The sequence below is a fragment of the Vibrio profundi genome (genome assembly GCF_043642225.1).
Lineage (GTDB): Bacteria > Pseudomonadota > Gammaproteobacteria > Enterobacterales > Vibrionaceae > Vibrio > Vibrio profundi_A.
The window spans coordinates 184,459-199,563 of the sequence record NZ_JBHZSF010000004.1 but is presented as its reverse complement, the minus strand read 5'-3'; the positions used below and the strand labels follow the sequence as shown (position 1 = coordinate 199,563).

Annotated in this window: 13 protein-coding genes; 4 read left to right on the top strand and 9 right to left on the bottom strand. The window is 44.4% G+C overall.

What is annotated here, in order from left to right; translation table 11 throughout:
• The first annotated feature begins 21 nt into the window (after nt 1-21).
• The 4 genes from cmoB to ACHUFI_RS09210 all read left to right on the top strand — a co-directional run bounded on the left by cmoB (nt 22) and on the right by ACHUFI_RS09210 (nt 4,348).
• On the top strand, nt 22-993 hold the full coding sequence (gene cmoB / locus ACHUFI_RS09225; RefSeq protein WP_394248392.1) for a tRNA 5-methoxyuridine(34)/uridine 5-oxyacetic acid(34) synthase CmoB: 972 nt from the start codon (nt 22-24) through the stop codon (nt 991-993).
• Nucleotides 994-1,119: 126 nt separating this feature from the next.
• Nucleotides 1,120-1,860: an ATP-dependent zinc protease family protein gene (locus ACHUFI_RS09220; RefSeq protein ID WP_394248390.1), complete on the top strand. Its 741-nt coding sequence runs from the start codon at nt 1,120-1,122 to the stop codon at nt 1,858-1,860.
• A gap of 16 nt (nt 1,861-1,876) precedes the next feature.
• Nucleotides 1,877-3,382, top strand: coding sequence for an inactive transglutaminase family protein (locus ACHUFI_RS09215; protein ID WP_394248388.1), 1,506 nt, complete (start codon nt 1,877-1,879; stop codon nt 3,380-3,382).
• A 3-nt stretch (nt 3,383-3,385) separates the two neighbouring features.
• The gene (locus ACHUFI_RS09210; RefSeq protein ID WP_394248386.1) at nt 3,386-4,348 is read left to right on the top strand and encodes an alpha-L-glutamate ligase-like protein; all 963 of its coding nucleotides are present in this window, start codon (nt 3,386-3,388) and stop codon (nt 4,346-4,348) included.
• Nucleotides 4,349-4,411: 63 nt separating this feature from the next.
• Here the strand turns inward: ACHUFI_RS09210 and ACHUFI_RS09205 are convergent, their stop codons facing one another.
• The 9 genes from ACHUFI_RS09205 to cmoM all read right to left on the bottom strand — a co-directional run bounded on the left by ACHUFI_RS09205 (nt 4,412) and on the right by cmoM (nt 15,093).
• The gene (locus ACHUFI_RS09205) at nt 4,412-4,816 is read right to left on the bottom strand and encodes a phosphate ABC transporter substrate-binding protein (RefSeq protein ID WP_394248384.1); all 405 of its coding nucleotides are present in this window, start codon (nt 4,814-4,816) and stop codon (nt 4,412-4,414) included.
• A gap of 10 nt (nt 4,817-4,826) precedes the next feature.
• Nucleotides 4,827-5,180: a hypothetical protein gene (locus ACHUFI_RS09200; protein ID WP_394248382.1), complete on the bottom strand. Its 354-nt coding sequence runs from the start codon at nt 5,178-5,180 to the stop codon at nt 4,827-4,829.
• Nucleotides 5,181-5,307: 127 nt separating this feature from the next.
• On the bottom strand, nt 5,308-5,727 hold the full coding sequence (locus tag ACHUFI_RS09195; RefSeq protein ID WP_394248380.1) for a hypothetical protein: 420 nt from the start codon (nt 5,725-5,727) through the stop codon (nt 5,308-5,310).
• Nucleotides 5,682-5,942 (bottom strand): hypothetical protein, encoded by a 261-nt coding sequence (locus ACHUFI_RS09190; RefSeq protein ID WP_394248378.1) that lies wholly within the window; start codon nt 5,940-5,942, stop codon nt 5,682-5,684. Before ACHUFI_RS09190 ends, ACHUFI_RS09195 begins: the two co-directional genes overlap by 46 nt.
• Before the next feature lie 25 nt (nt 5,943-5,967).
• Complete coding sequence (locus tag ACHUFI_RS09185) at nt 5,968-7,578, bottom strand: methyl-accepting chemotaxis protein (protein WP_394248376.1); 1,611 nt, start codon at nt 7,576-7,578, stop codon at nt 5,968-5,970.
• A 163-nt stretch (nt 7,579-7,741) separates the two neighbouring features.
• On the bottom strand, nt 7,742-12,199 hold the full coding sequence (gene mukB / locus ACHUFI_RS09180; RefSeq protein WP_394248374.1) for a chromosome partition protein MukB: 4,458 nt from the start codon (nt 12,197-12,199) through the stop codon (nt 7,742-7,744).
• Entirely contained in the window at nt 12,196-12,963 is a 768-nt protein-coding gene (gene mukE / locus ACHUFI_RS09175; RefSeq protein WP_394248372.1) for a chromosome partition protein MukE, read from the bottom strand. The genes mukB and mukE overlap by 4 nt, the downstream gene beginning before the upstream one ends.
• The gene (gene mukF, locus ACHUFI_RS09170; RefSeq protein WP_394248370.1) at nt 12,944-14,281 is read right to left on the bottom strand and encodes a chromosome partition protein MukF; all 1,338 of its coding nucleotides are present in this window, start codon (nt 14,279-14,281) and stop codon (nt 12,944-12,946) included. Before mukF ends, mukE begins: the two co-directional genes overlap by 20 nt.
• 29 nt (nt 14,282-14,310) lie before the next feature.
• On the bottom strand, nt 14,311-15,093 hold the full coding sequence (cmoM, locus tag ACHUFI_RS09165) for a tRNA uridine 5-oxyacetic acid(34) methyltransferase CmoM (RefSeq protein WP_394248635.1): 783 nt from the start codon (nt 15,091-15,093) through the stop codon (nt 14,311-14,313).
• Between the last annotated feature and the right edge of the window lie 12 nt (nt 15,094-15,105).

Here is a 15,105-nt window from a genome sequence, read left to right as displayed (position 1 = left end):
ACATAACAGTTAAGAAATCCCATGTTTAACTTTGCTAATTTCTACCAATTGATTGCCCAAGACACACGCTTACAGCCTTGGCTAAATGTATTACCGCAGCAACTGACCGACTGGCAGAACGCAGAGCATGGGGATTTTGACCGTTGGTTGCGTGCACTAAATAAAATCCCGCAAGGTTCACCTGATCAAGTCGAATTGAAAAGCTCAGTGACATTAACAAATGACACCCCTTTTCATTCAGGCGAACTTAAAAAGTTAGAAAGCTTACTGAAAACTTTCCACCCTTGGAGAAAAGGGCCATATACCGTCCACGGCATTCACATCGATACAGAGTGGCGTAGTGACTGGAAATGGGATCGCGTTCTTCCGCATATCTCTCCGCTAAAAGATCGTTCTGTTTTGGATGTCGGTTGCGGCAACGGCTACCACATGTGGCGTATGTTAGGCGAAGGCGCTCGCTTATGTGTTGGCATCGACCCTTCACATTTGTTCCTGATTCAATTTGAAGCGATCCGTAAATTGATGGGTGGCGATCAACGTGCGCACTTATTGCCATTAGGTATTGAACAACTACCAAAACTAGAAGCATATGACACGGTATTTAGCATGGGCGTGCTATACCATCGTCGTTCGCCTCTCGATCACTTAATCCAATTAAAAGATCAATTGGTTTCAGGTGGTGAATTGGTACTTGAAACACTGGTTATCGAAGGCGATGAAAATGCAGTGCTAGTACCCGTCGATCGTTACGCTCAAATGCGTAATGTGTACTTTTTCCCTTCAGCTCGAGCACTTAAGCGCTGGCTAGAACAAGTAGGGTTTACCAATGTGCGTATCGTTGATGAGAATGTAACGACCGTGGGCGAACAGCGCACGACAGACTGGATGACGCACAATTCATTACCAGACTATTTAGACCCGAGTGATCCAACGAAAACAGTGGAAGGTCACCCTGCTCCACGACGCGCTGTTTTGGTTGCAAATAAGCCGTAATTGACGCGAATTTAACGATCATATTTGAGTATGACGTGACGTTTACACAAGGATGCTTCACGCATCCTTTTTTGTAGGCTAAACTCTCGGATAGTCTGTAGTTATCCATCAAATAAAAGGTTTTTTATGTACAAACGCTTTGCTCCAATAGTCGCTATTGGTCTACTTTCCGGGTGTACTCTTAATAACGGTGCTGAATATCATCAGCAAACTCTCCAAGCCATTCAGGAATCAGAAACTAACGTAGCAAACAAGGTAACAAACCTTGAGTTACAGCTCAGTAATCAAAGTGATTATATCGAAAGTTTAGAAACTGAAATCCTGGCACTTTCAGAACAAATGGATGTTCATTTAAGCCAGATGGAAAAAGACGAAGTTAAAAAAGAAAAGCAAAAAACAGTCAGCACTAAACCTACCCCTGTTTCAAGCCCTCAGGAACACATCACGATTCTAGGTGCTGTCGAAAGAGTCACTCTAGATTCTATTGGGCAAGACTTTGATGCTCGTGTCGATACCGGGGCGACAACGTCTTCGCTTAATGCCGTTGATATCGAAGAATTTGAAAGAAACGGAAAGAACTGGGTGAAATTTCATTTAGCAGATTCATCTCAAGATATTTCTGAGCAAAAATGGATTCAGGCACCAGTGGTTCGCTACGTAAAAATACGTCAGTCGACAAATGATGAGACCGAAAGACGCGCAGTGATAGAATTGTGGGTTAAAGTCGGAAAAATCCATGAAAAAGCGCAATTTACGTTGGCAGATCGCTCTCAAATGAGTCACCCTGTATTACTAGGGCGCGAATTCATCAAAGACATCGCACTAGTGGACGTTAGTAAGAAATACGTTCAAACGGAAGATAAATAAAATAGTAGGGTAAGCTATGACGTCACGAGTTCCTTTTTACATTTCTATTGCGCTACTCATTGTAGCGGGTATCACTCTTAGTATATTTCGGCATACCACATATGGCGTGCCATGGACGCCAGGAGAAACTCGCCAAGTTTGGGATATTGAAGCTCGCGTAGAGTTCAATGCTACCGGCAAAGAAGCGAAAGTTTCCTTAGCTGCGCCTCACACTCAATCGAACTACACTTTAATCGGTGAGTCAGCCTCTTCACCTGGTTACGGTATTTCTTATGTAAACTCAGACGCAGGCCGCCGCGCCGAATGGTCTATCCGATACGCTGATGGCCCTCAAACGATTTACTACAAAACTCAATTCCTTGTTGATGACCAAGCTAAAGTCGAAGCCATTCCTCCAAAGGGCGAAGTTGAAAAGCCAACATTCAACGGCCCAGAAGAAGCGGCAGCTGTCGCGCTTATCGACCGCGCTACCAAACGTTCAGCGGACAACCTAACCTTCACCCGTGAGCTCATCAAAATTCTTAACGATCCAGATAGCCAGAATTCAGCCCTTTTACTCAATAACATGAGTAAAGTGAATGCTGCGCACAAGCTTTTGTCTTATGCAGGTATCCAGAACAAACTGGTCGGCGTTATTGAATTAGAAGACGGCCGTCGTCGCCAAAGTATCCAAAACATGATTCATGTGTGGGATAAAGAAGAGTGGGTTCTTTTCTCTCCTGAATCTAGCCAACAGCAAACTCAAACGAACCTTCTTATATGGGATGAATCGAACGTATCTTTGCTAGATGTCGTAGGTGGACAAAATAGTAAAGTTCACTTCTCAATGATCGCTCAAGAAGTATCTCCAACTGAAGCGACCAACAGCAAAGTATCTGCTGACCAGCTGCTTAACCTGTCAATTCACAGTCTGCCACTTGAAGAGCAAGCGATGTTTAAGACCATCATGCTTATTCCTATCGGTGCGCTAATTGTTGTATTCCTACGTGTTCTTATCGGCCTTAAGACTTCTGGTACTTTCATGCCTGTTCTTATTGCCGTAGCGTTTGTTCAAACTCAACTTGTCACAGGTATTGTCGGCTTTTTGCTTATTGTCGGCACCGGCTTAATCATTCGTAGCTATCTTTCTAAACTCAACCTCTTATTGGTTGCGAGGATATCCGCCGTGATTATCACGGTAATCATGATTATCTCTGTATTTACGGTAGTAGCATTTAAGATTGGTCTCACCGAAGGTCTATCGATCACGTTCTTCCCAATGATCATCCTCTCTTGGACTATCGAACGTATGTCTATCCTATGGGAAGAAGAAGGTGCGAAAGAAGTAATGCTGCAAGGTGGTGGTTCACTATTCACTGCGATTCTTGTCTACCTAGGTATGACTAACCCATTCATCCAGCACTTAACGTTCAACTTCATCGGCTTGCAATTAGTGATTCTGGCAACCATTTTACTACTAGGTAATTACACTGGTTACCGTTTAACTGAACTTCGTCGCTTTAAGCCATTAGCGGAGGACTAGGTTATGTTTGATAAACTAACTTCGCCATTCAAACTTCGTGATAAAGGCATCATGGGAATGAATAAGCGTAATAGCAGCTACATTGGCCGTTACAATGATCGGTCAAAGTACCCGTTAGTCGATGATAAGCTGAAAACCAAGATCATCGCAGAGCAAGCTGGTGCAACTGTACCTAAGCTGATCGGGGTGATAGGCCATCAAGCGGAAGTTAAGTCGATTCACAAGATGGTTAAGAACTGGCCAGGCTTCGTAATTAAGCCAGCGCAAGGCAGTGGTGGTAAAGGCATCCTTGTGGTGGTTTCGCACAAAGATGGCGTATACACCAAGCCATCTGGTGCAACTATCAACGAAGAAGATGTTGAAAGACATATCAGTAACGCGTTAGCGGGCCTGTTTTCACTCGGTGGTAAAAACGACGTCGCTGTTGTCGAGAACCTCATTAAGTTTGATAGCTGTTTTGACGGTTTCAGTTACGAAGGCGTGCCTGATGTACGTATCATCGTATTCAAGGGCTACCCGGTAATGGCGATGATGCGTCTATCGACCTCAGCGTCAGATGGTAAAGCGAACTTGCACCAAGGTGCGGTTGGTGTAGGCATTGATATCGCTACCGGTAAAGCTGTTCGAGCAGTACAGTTTGACCAACCCATTACTCACCACCCAGATACCGATAAGGAGCTTGCACTCCTGCAAGTTCCACATTGGGAAAAACTGTTAACCCTTGCATCTAGCGCATGGGAAATGACAGGCTTGGGGTACATGGGGACAGACATGGTCCTAGACCAAGAAGAAGGACCAATGGTACTGGAGCTTAATGCCCGCCCAGGTCTAGCAATTCAAATTGCTAACGGTTGTGGCCTGTTACCGAGACTGCATCATATTGAAAGTTTAGGTATGCCAGCAGAATATCCAAAACCTGCAGAGCGTGTCGCTTACGCTGCAAAGCAATTTGGTGTTGATACCTAGCTTAACTGACTAACGAAAAAGCCCTGTTTATACAGGGCTTTTTTATTCTCTATCGATACTCTTTTATAACTTAAGTAGTACTTTTACACTTCCGTCTATCATACTTTCATCGACATATCCTATGACATTCGATCCATAAGCAACTTGGGCTTTTACATCACTTTGGCTCGCTTCAGGTGGCGGTGTTCCCTTCCCTGTGAACCGTTTCTTCGACCAAAATGCCTCTAATTGAGAAAGCGATCTTTTAGTCGCGGCATTATGAAAATCAGCTTTAAGCGGATCGCAAGCCGGAAGTTCTAACAAAGAAAAGTCCCCACCGTTGAACTTACTTTTCTTGCCTAGGTAAATTTTCTTCACGTCCGATGCAGATAACCCATCAGGCAACGAAAGTGAACCAATAACTACGGGCGCAGCGACTGCATTTAGTGATAACAACATTCCGAATGCAGCAGTAACGAATCTTTTCATAATTCTCTCCTTAGAATGTCGCGTCGACTTTGATGGTGTAAACAAAGGTATCTTCTTCACCGTTAAGCTCTAGTGAAGTGGCTGCACGATCAGTGTCAGACAAGTTATTCTCTGCATAAGTTACGTCGCCTTTCAGCGCTAGACCCGGTTGAATGTCCCAGAGTACGCCAACGCTGTACGTATCCCTATCCATTGGTGCTGAAGCTTGGCTGTATGACCCACCTTGAGGAGAGTGTTCATCATTATCTGTCGTTTCAGCTTTGGCATACATCACGTAAGGCGTGACATCACCAAACTGGTAACCAAAGCTCACGTAACCCGCCATATTGTCAGAAAATACACCTTCAATATCGGTTTTTGTCACTTCAGTTAAAAGCTGATAATTATGGTTTTCATAGCGTAGCCCTAAACTTCCATAGCTCGCTTTATCACTCGATTGGTCAATATTAATTAAGCCAAATTGAGGATGGTTGTAAGAATACGCTGGTGTCTCAATTGAACCTTGTGTATCCAGCTCTTAAAGTAAGAATATCGTCTGTCCATGAGATTGCGCCGCCAAGTAGCTTATCAACGTCTGTACCATTCGTAACAATGTCTTTCTTGTTACCATAGAAACCTTGCAGGGTGATGTTCGACTCATCGAGCTCAATATCGTAAGACGCATCTGCACCTGTAAATGAGTTGATGATAACCTTGCCGTAGACTTCTTCAGGCCCTCGAACCCAAGGCATTGAGTAGGTAACATCTAGGTAATCTGAAAGTATAAACAGAGGAAGACGAAGCTTACCACCTCTAACTTTCGCACCATTGTCAAATTCATAGCCAAGGTATGCCCAAGTCACTTCAGGCTCCCAGTCTTCGCGATTCATATCGCCATCGGTATCTTGTGCACTGGCAACAAGTTGAACCATAGATCAATATTGTCGTTTGGACGAAACGAGCCTTGAATGCCTAGCTTAGACTCCGATTCAAATTCTGAAATGTCCGTTTCCCCCGCATAACCGGATTCATTATTTGCTTGGCTTAGCCCTACACTGGCAAAACCGTTTACTGTCACTTCTTGAGCCACCACAGCGTTAACCGCCAGTGATGCCAATACCCCTATAGCAAGTTTTGAATAATTCATATCAAATCCATTTTTATGTTTGTTGTTAATCAACGTTAAATTGGCGAGTTAAACCATGTAGTTCACTGGTTACACGCTCTATTTCTTCAGAAAGTTGAACAAGGTTTTGTACACTTTCTGTTGCTTGCGTCGCCGTCTGCTCAATGAGCATCAGGTTTCCGTCAACACTTTTCGAACTGGTGTGCTGTTGCTCTGCAGCAGTAGCGATCTGGCTGTTTAAATCTGTCATCACTTCAACTTTGGAAGTAATAGATTCCAAAACACTAACCACCAAAGTCGATTCACTTACGCCAACGTGCGCCTTTTCAACACCCGCGTTCATCGCTTTAGAAGCACTTTCAGAAATCTTGTTAAGTTCACCTAGCATGCTGCGAATATCCGAAGTCGATTCTTGAGTTCTAGACGCTATCTGACGGACTTCGTCAGCAACGACAGCAAACCCTCGACCTTGTTCACCCGCTCTTGCGGCTTCAATTGCTGCGTTCAATGCGAGTAAGTTAGTTTGTTCGGCGATTTCACCTATGGTGTTCACTGCTCCGCCAGCCTTGGTTGAGAACGACACCAACTCTTCAACCACCAGCGCAGAGTGTTCAACCTCATTGGCTAACGCTGTAATTGACGCGATGGTATTCTCGATATTTTCTTGACTTGAAGTGGCACTTTGGTTCGCCAGCGACGCCTCTTTTGATGCATCATTTGCGCTAGTGGAAATGGTATTCACGCCCATAATTAATTCAGAGATGTCACCTGTTGTGTCCGACAATATTTGCTGCTGACTCATGATCACTTGTCGGTTTTCGTCGCTGAATGAAGTAAGCCTTTCCGCAATTCCAACCAGGTTTGAAACGTTCTTAGAAGTCGAAATCATGGTATTTTCAAGGCGCGCTACAAACATATTGAATTGCTCAACTAAGCTCGCTAAATCGCCTTTACCATCAAATTCAATACGGGTTGAAAGGTCGCCTTCTCCAGACGCGAAACTGCGTAAAGACTCCGTCACTGCAACGATATTTTTTGTCATCCGCGAAGCGTTAATTAATGCGTACACCGCGCATAACATCAGCACCGATAGCCCAATAATGTTGAACCAAACAAATCTGAAATACTGTCTATCGGCGAACTGCTCTGATTGCGCGATAAGTTGACGTAAATTATCGGCTTGGGTGATCTTCAGCTGTTCAGCGTTTTTAGATAGCAGCTCGAACGTCTTTGCGTTATTTGATGCGCGGCTGCAAAGGACATGCATATCAACTTCACCTTCAATAAAGTCGTATACGATGGCTTGAGTGGTTTGATTGTAGGTGTTTAACGCTTTGGTCAACTCAGTTACAAAGCTCAGCTGTTCATCGCTAACTTTCGTTTCAAGTTCAGCGAGTGCCGCTTGAATTTCATGGAATAGATCTGAAGCGATTTCTACGTTTTCCTCTTCAGATAACATCACAGCGTTATTCATCTGCCGATCATACTGGGAGAAAAGCCCGTTCACTTTTACCGCTAATTCCGACGCTGGGAACAAGTTAACTTGTACTTGATGAAAATCTTCCTTAGCACGTTGTTCCAATTTTCCATAAAGCATGAATGTGCCAGCAAATAGGCCGAACACCAACACACTAAATATTGCCAATCGAGTTCTCATTATAAAAACACCATTCTGTTAATCTCTTTTTAACATACCCCCTCGGAAAATGAATGTAATACCGATAAATAAATGGACGATTAATTTGTGCGGTGGCACAAAAAACAAAGAGCCCCTGATAAACAGGGGCTCTTTTTCTAACACGATGAATGTAGAGAACTGACTAAACTTCTTCTGCTAACTCTTCAATAAGAGGCTTAGGCTTGTCTGGTTGAGCAAATCCACGTAGGCCAACAACATGTACGTGTTCATGATCTTTGAAGACCTTACGAACCAGTTTGTAAGTCGTGCCCTTTTCTGGACTGATGTTCTCCGGCGCTGCAATTAGAAGCTGCATTCCTAAACGGTCACACAACTCAAACAACGTTGAGATAGATTTCGCATCCAGACGCGCTGCTTCATCAAGGAATAGAAGACGACATGGAACGATGTCTTTACTACGAAGTCGACGAGACTCCTCTTCCCAACTTTGAATAACCATCAGTAGAATAGATTGACCCGTACCAATCGCCTCACCCGTCGATAACGCTCCAGATTCAGCCTGTAGCCAGCCATCTGAACCACGGTTAACTTCAACGCTTAACTCTAAGTAGTTACGGTAATCTAATAGCTCTTCACCAAGTACTTGAGGAGAGCGTTGACCCATATCGATATGAGGGTTTACGCGCTGGAACAATTTCGCCATTGCTTCAGAAAACGTAAATCGCGTGGTTTCGAATAAGTCTTTATGCTGCTCTTGCTGCGTTGCAAGGCCGGAAAGCAGTATTTCATGGCTTTCACGGATCTTAACGTTAAGGCGAACTCCCTTCACTTGACCAAAGTAAATATTCGATAGACCTTGGTTCAGCATACGAATTCGGTTTTGCTCTCGCTGGATGGTTTTCTTGATGATACTCGCCACTGACTCAGAGCTAATAGCTAAACGATTTTCACGCTGTGTGAGCTCTTCTGTTAGACGGGCAAGCTCAACTTCCATTTCCTCGATAGCTTCAACAGGATCATCAGTATGAATTATATCCTGACGAATACGCTCACGTAGGTGTTGGTAAACCGCAATATAGAACAGTACTTTACGCTCTGGATGAGCGTTGTCTTCAGACAATCGCAACGCATCGCGTAAATCTTCGTTGTCTGCGACAGCAAGACGAAGCGCACCTAATGACTTATCTGACATAGAACGCAGTTCACCTGCCGACAAGTACGCTAACTCACGCTTATGCAAACGACGCTCAACATCATTCTCACGCGCTAAACGAAGGACTGAACACCAACCTGCTTTAGCGGCGACAACAAACGTACGAAGTTCAACATATTCTTTCTGAACTTTTTTAAGGCGCTTAGCCAAGCCCTTCATTTCAAGTTCTGTTGAAGTGATCGTGCGTTCGTATTCACTCTTACGGTTACGTGAACTATGTAAACGCTCTTGAAGCTCATCACGACGACGCATAGCGCGCTCTTCTGAACCTTCGTCAGCATTCACACCGAACTCTTGCAGTTCCTGTTTAAACTCTTGAACCGTTTCAAGTTTAGCTTGGTGCGAACTCTTCAATGCAGCCAGTACTTGATTGTATTGGTTCATCTGCTCACGCGCCTGCTTCAAGCCATCACGGCCTTTAGAGCGGGCCTGTTCAGCTTGGACTAACTTGCCTTTTAGCTGTTCACTTAACTCACTGCTTTTGTTAAGTAAGTCGACCGAGTCCTGGTAAGCGAAATAGTGGCGGCGCTCAATCAAATCAGACAGTGCAAACATCTTGCTCTTCAGAGATTGAAGTGCAGAATCCGCTTGTTTGTACTCCGCTTCTAACGCATCAAATTGCTCTGGGTCAGCATCGAGAGCCGTAGAAATTTGCTCCAACGAAACCAGTGATTTTGAGTGTTGATTCAAGAACGCCTTTGCTTCACTTAGCTGTTCTAGCTTAGCTTCAAGTTCAGTTAGTCGCTCAGAAAGCGTCTCATCTTCAATGATACGCATTAGTGGCGCTAGCTTATCTAAAGTAGACAATGCTTGCTTACTTAACGCTAATTGACTTCTTTGCTGCTGCTCTTTGGCATTCAATTCTGAAATAGCGCGGCTAGCTTGGTTACGTTTATCTCTAACGAGAGCTAACGCTTGCTCAGGATCCGCTTCGAATGCGACCTGTAGATGCTTCGCGACAAAGTTGTTAAATGCTTGATACAAACGCTGTAGCTTTTGAGAATCAAAAGCAGCTTTTGCGTGTTGTTCAACTACAATTTCACGTTCTTCACGTAAGCGCTCTAAACGTTGCTCACGCGCAGCACGGCCAAAGAGTGGGATCTCAGGGAAACGGGAATAGCGCATTTGACGATCGTTCAATTGAACGCACACCGCACCTTCAAGTTCGTCGGCATTGAATGAACTGTCGTCAAAGGCGTCAACGTCACCTTCAAGGATGTATAGATCTTCTGGGCAATCCTCAAGATCCACCAGCTTCTCTTTAATACCATCTAAATCAGATACCACAATTGCATGACGCGCAGGGCCATACATAGCACTAAAGTACGGAGCATCTTCTATAGTGATATCGTCATAAATTTCCGATAACAGCACGCCACCAAGCGTATCAGCTAGGCCTTTTAAACGCGGGTCGTTAGAGCCACCAGGAGAAGCTAATCTCTCAATTTCTTGCTCTAATTCAGTACGACGTTGAGACAGTTGATCTTTTGCAATTGACTGAGTTTTCTCGTCTTGAAGCACTTGCTGCATTTGAGACATGACCGATTGGCTGTCTGTCAGCTCAGCGTTACTTTGCTCTCTTAAAGATTCAAGTGCGTCGTGCGCCGTAATCCAGTTCGGTGCAATCGCTTCTAACTTTTGAATTTGCTGCGTATGCTCTTGCTCTAAACGTCGCTGCTCACTCTTTGTTTCACGCAACTCTTCTTGAGCATACTCCAACGATTCGAGTTGCATTGAATGGCGCTCACGTTCTTCTTCAAACGTAAGTTCATCAACTAGTGTAACGTTATGCTGCTTCTGATATTCAGTCGCTAACTGCTGTGCTTGTCGCTGCTGAGCGCTATCACGCTCCATATCACGATGTTGAGCACGCCATTGCTGCTCATTTTGCACAAGATGCTTAGCTTCACGACCTTTAGTTATTGCTTGTTTAGCATGTTCAGAAGCTTCGTTACGCGCAACCTCACCAACCACACTTTTCACAAGCGCAAACGCTTTATCAAACTGAGCCGATGCCGCTGACGACATATCAAGCTTATGTTTCAAAGCCAATAGCGTTTGAGTATTGCTTTCTTCTTGTGCTTTGAGTTCAGAAACTAACTCGATCGCCCCTTCCGGAGTAATCGATTCGTCTTCTAACAACGTTTTAGTTTTTTCTAACGCTTGAACTGCCTGTTGATACTGGAGAGCACGAGTCTGTTGAACATCGAGAGCTTGTTGATAGTCAGCTAACTGAGTTTTGAGGCTGTCTACCTCTTCTTCAGTAATCGTCGCCTGCTCTTCCGCCATCAGCACTCGTTCTTGTGCTTCTTCCACGACCATCATTTGCTCTTCTAAGCGTTCGCTTAACTCTTCAAGGTCATCGCTATAGCGCGCAATCTTTTCTTGCTGTCGAAGTGCGGTTTGAACAAGCTGAAGGTGATCTGAGGCAGCTTGATAGTCCTGCTCTAAAGATGACTCTTGATCCACCAAGATCTCAAGTTCTTCTTGAACCTTATTTAACAGCGTATTCTGTTCTAATAGAGTTTCACGCGATCCGAACAACTCACCGCGTAATTTCATCGTCTGATCAAGTTTATTACGACGATCATTTGCATGACGCATATAGTCAGCCGCAACGTAATTCGTTGATTCAGTGATCAGATGTTTGAATAAGTCACGATCCGACTGAGTCGTTTTAATCGCTTCTAACGTCATGCGGTTTTCACGAAGTGCCGATTCCATATCTTGGAAGGCCTTCTTCACACCACCGTTTTGAGGCAATAAGTAATCACGTAAAGAACGGGTAATCGCACTTGAAATACCGCCGTATAATGACGCTTCAATTAAACGGTAGAACTTAGAACGATCGCTGCTGTTACGTAACTTCTTAGGTACGACACCGAACTCAAACATCTGAGAGTGGTATTCCACTATTGATGTAAAGGCTTTGAAGTGCGCCCCTTCATACTGTGCGACAGCCGCTTTCACGTCATTGAGTTGACATACACGAGCATGGTTATCGGACACATTTTCAATCAGAACGTCTGTCGGTTTTACATGACTTGGTAAGCCCTGAATCACAAACGGTTTGATATCGACTTTCTTGTCTCGGCCAGCCACTTGCTGAAGCTTAACCGCGAATAGTAAGCGCTGATTACGCGAGTTCACTACATCAAGAGCGGCGTAACATGCGCCCGGTTGTAGCTTGCCGTATAGGCCTTTGTCTCGTGACGATTGTGAGCTTCCCGCTTCGGTTGTGTTTCGGAAGTGCAGCAAACTTTGGTCTGGGATCAATGCCGTAATAAACGCCGCCATCGTGGTCGATTTACCTGCACCATTACCACCAGAAAGTGTCGTAACTAACCCATCAATATCAAAAGTACGGGCAAAAAATCCGTTCCAGTTGATCATGGTTAGCGATTGATACTTACCTCTTTCAATCATGCTTCACCTTCCGCTTGTTTTTGCTCGTCGAGCAAAGGTTGCTCATTAAAAATATCTTGCTGAGGCTCGTCAGATGACGCATCTTCACCTTCAGCGCCAAGTAAACTGCCTTGGTTTGGCTCCGGCGTATGGACCACAGCTTCACCATCACGAATAAGACGCAGTTGTGCTTCTTTCATATCATCACCAACGCGCACGTCGGCACCAAAGCGAAATACCGCTTCACTGATGCGGAATTTACCCGTTTCACCAATTGAAATGATCATGCCAATACGGCGTAAACGGCGAAGCGATGTTCTGACTTTCTCAAATAACTTCTCTTTGTCGAGATCCGAACCAGATGCTCGGTTCGTCGCAAGCTTCATCAACTTTTTCTCATCTGCCAATGCGAGCATTTCTTCATACAGCTCTTGATTGGTAAAGATCCCTTCATGCGCCAAGCGTTCAGGGCTTAGGTATAGGAAACACAGTACCTTACCTACCAACATATCAAGTTCAGAAAGAACACTACGACTGATCAAAGAAGTAGAACGTGGACGAAGATAGAAAAAACCTTCCGGTGCTTTTACAAGCTCAGTGTTATAGCGCTGATAAAAGTGCGCCAATTCTGTTTCGAAATCAGATAACAAAGCGTGGTTATCTAGATCTTCACTAGAGACATGCTTTCCTGCACGAAGCATACTATCAAGAGCAGGAAACAACGGATTTGCGATTGCTTTGACCAGTTTTTCTGGCATGTAATCGTCAGTATTTGTTAATGACATTTGCTTGTACCTTTGCGCCGAAATCGTTAATGGCCTGCCAATCTGGCTGAACTGCCTGATAATCAGAGGCTGAGTAACCTAAGCGAACCGCTTGGTCGACAACAATTCTGGCTAAATCAAAATGGTGAGTTCGAGGGTGTTCTGCAAGGTAATCGCGCAGAACCAGTCCTAGATCGATCGGTGCTCCCTGTTCTTTATGAACTTTAAGCATTGCTGCAATACGTTCAGAAAGTTGGTCATTCACCTGCTCGAACTCTTCATACTCCACTTCTAGTGGAGCTTGGCCCGTTACTTCATCATCACGAAGTACCAGAGCTTCATCACGCAGATCAGACAATCGTTCCGCATCTGCGTAAGTTAAATACCATGGAGCATCGAAGTAATCGGTAACCGATTGACGCAAGCGCTGACTAAATGCACGGTTTTTATCCATATCAATAGCTGTACGAATAAACTTATGTACGTGTCTGTCGTAGCCAATCCAAAGGTCAATCGCTTGCTGTCCCCAGCTAGTAATTCGGTCTAATTTCATTTGTAAGCCGAATAACGTCTCACCGACAAACTCTAACTCTGTGTCTCCGTATACAATCTCTTGGATATCTAAGATCTGAGTTTGTAACTCATCACCTGCTGCTTGCAGGGTATCTTGTAGTTCTTTAAGAGTTGCAGAAGTTTCAGACAATAAGGCTTCACAATTGTTAATGGCTTCTCGCCAGTCTTTATTCAAAAGATCCGCAATTTGCTGTTTTACTGTTTGCTGCTGTTCATCCATGACGCGTTGGTTTAGGTCGATCTGATCGAATATTTCACCAACCGAGTATTTCAGTACTCCGTAAACATTCTTCTTCCAGTGACCTGGCGTCCCACCTTTTTGCGCAGCTTCAATCGCTTTAGACATTTCGTCAGCAACCATAGTCAGCTGAATCGATAGCTTAAGTTTTGAGAACTGGCGATGGCGCAGGTAGTAATCGGTAATACCGATTGCAAGTGGGGAAAGGCGGTAAATACTCGCTCCGTCAGTCACTTCACTTGTAAAGCGGCTAACGAGCTTCTGTTTTACCAGTTCATTGATGGCGTTGTTCGCCCGAAAGGAGGAGGCATCTCCGGTTTCTTCAAACATACGAGTGACTATGGTAAATGCATCATGCAACTCACCTTCACCTAATTCTTCATCAAACCTTTCATTACTTAGCACAGCGACAGCAATCAAAAATGCCAGTCGCTCTGGCGAAAGGTTTAAAGCGAAATCGTGTTGCTTGACCCAGCCCACCAACTCATCAATTGGCTGCTCTTCGGCAGTTTGAGTCATTTCACTCATGGTTGTTCCTGTTATTGTTCTTTCCGCTATCATTCATGCTTTTTTGCCCAGACATGAATATATCGGCCTAGAGAGAGGTATGGCTCTTGTCGGCATAGTTGCTTTTCAAGCGCCAATACATCTTCGAATTCGTAATCGCCCATGTATTCCATATTTCCTATGTAATCACTGAACGAACGAATTCCTGATTTTCCATAGATGTCAAAACCCGCAGACTCTATCCACTGGTAAACATCTTCAGGCTTCAGCCCTTTTTGTGGCTGTAGCTTAAACCGTTTTCTATGAGGCATCCCATTTAATACATGTGGGATATTGCCACATATCACATTTTTCAAAACTAAACCGTGGTGGTTGTAGAACATGATAGAAGCTACCCCACCCGGCTTGACCTGTTCTAGCAGTATATCCAAGGCTTCCTTTGGATTAGCAAGCCACTCCATAACCGCATGGAACATCACCATATCGACTTTCTCGGTCAAATGCTGTTCGATGTTTTGAACTGGCGAATGAATCAGCCGATACTGCTCAAGCAAGCCATTCTTTGCAATATCCTGCTCAGCTAAACTCAGCATTTCCGAAGATAGATCACACAATGCTACTTTGTGCCCGAGTGACGCTATTTTCTGCGACATCTGCGCTAGACCGCCACCCGCATCAAGGATAGTCAGCGGTTCAGTTTTTGAACTAATCTCACTTAATGCTTGTTCGAGATCCTCCCACACGATGATCTGGCGAATCTCTCCTTTATCGGAGCCGTAAATATTTTTTGCAAATTTGTGGGCAATATCGTCGAAATTACGGTCTTCAGTCACGGTTACTTGAGT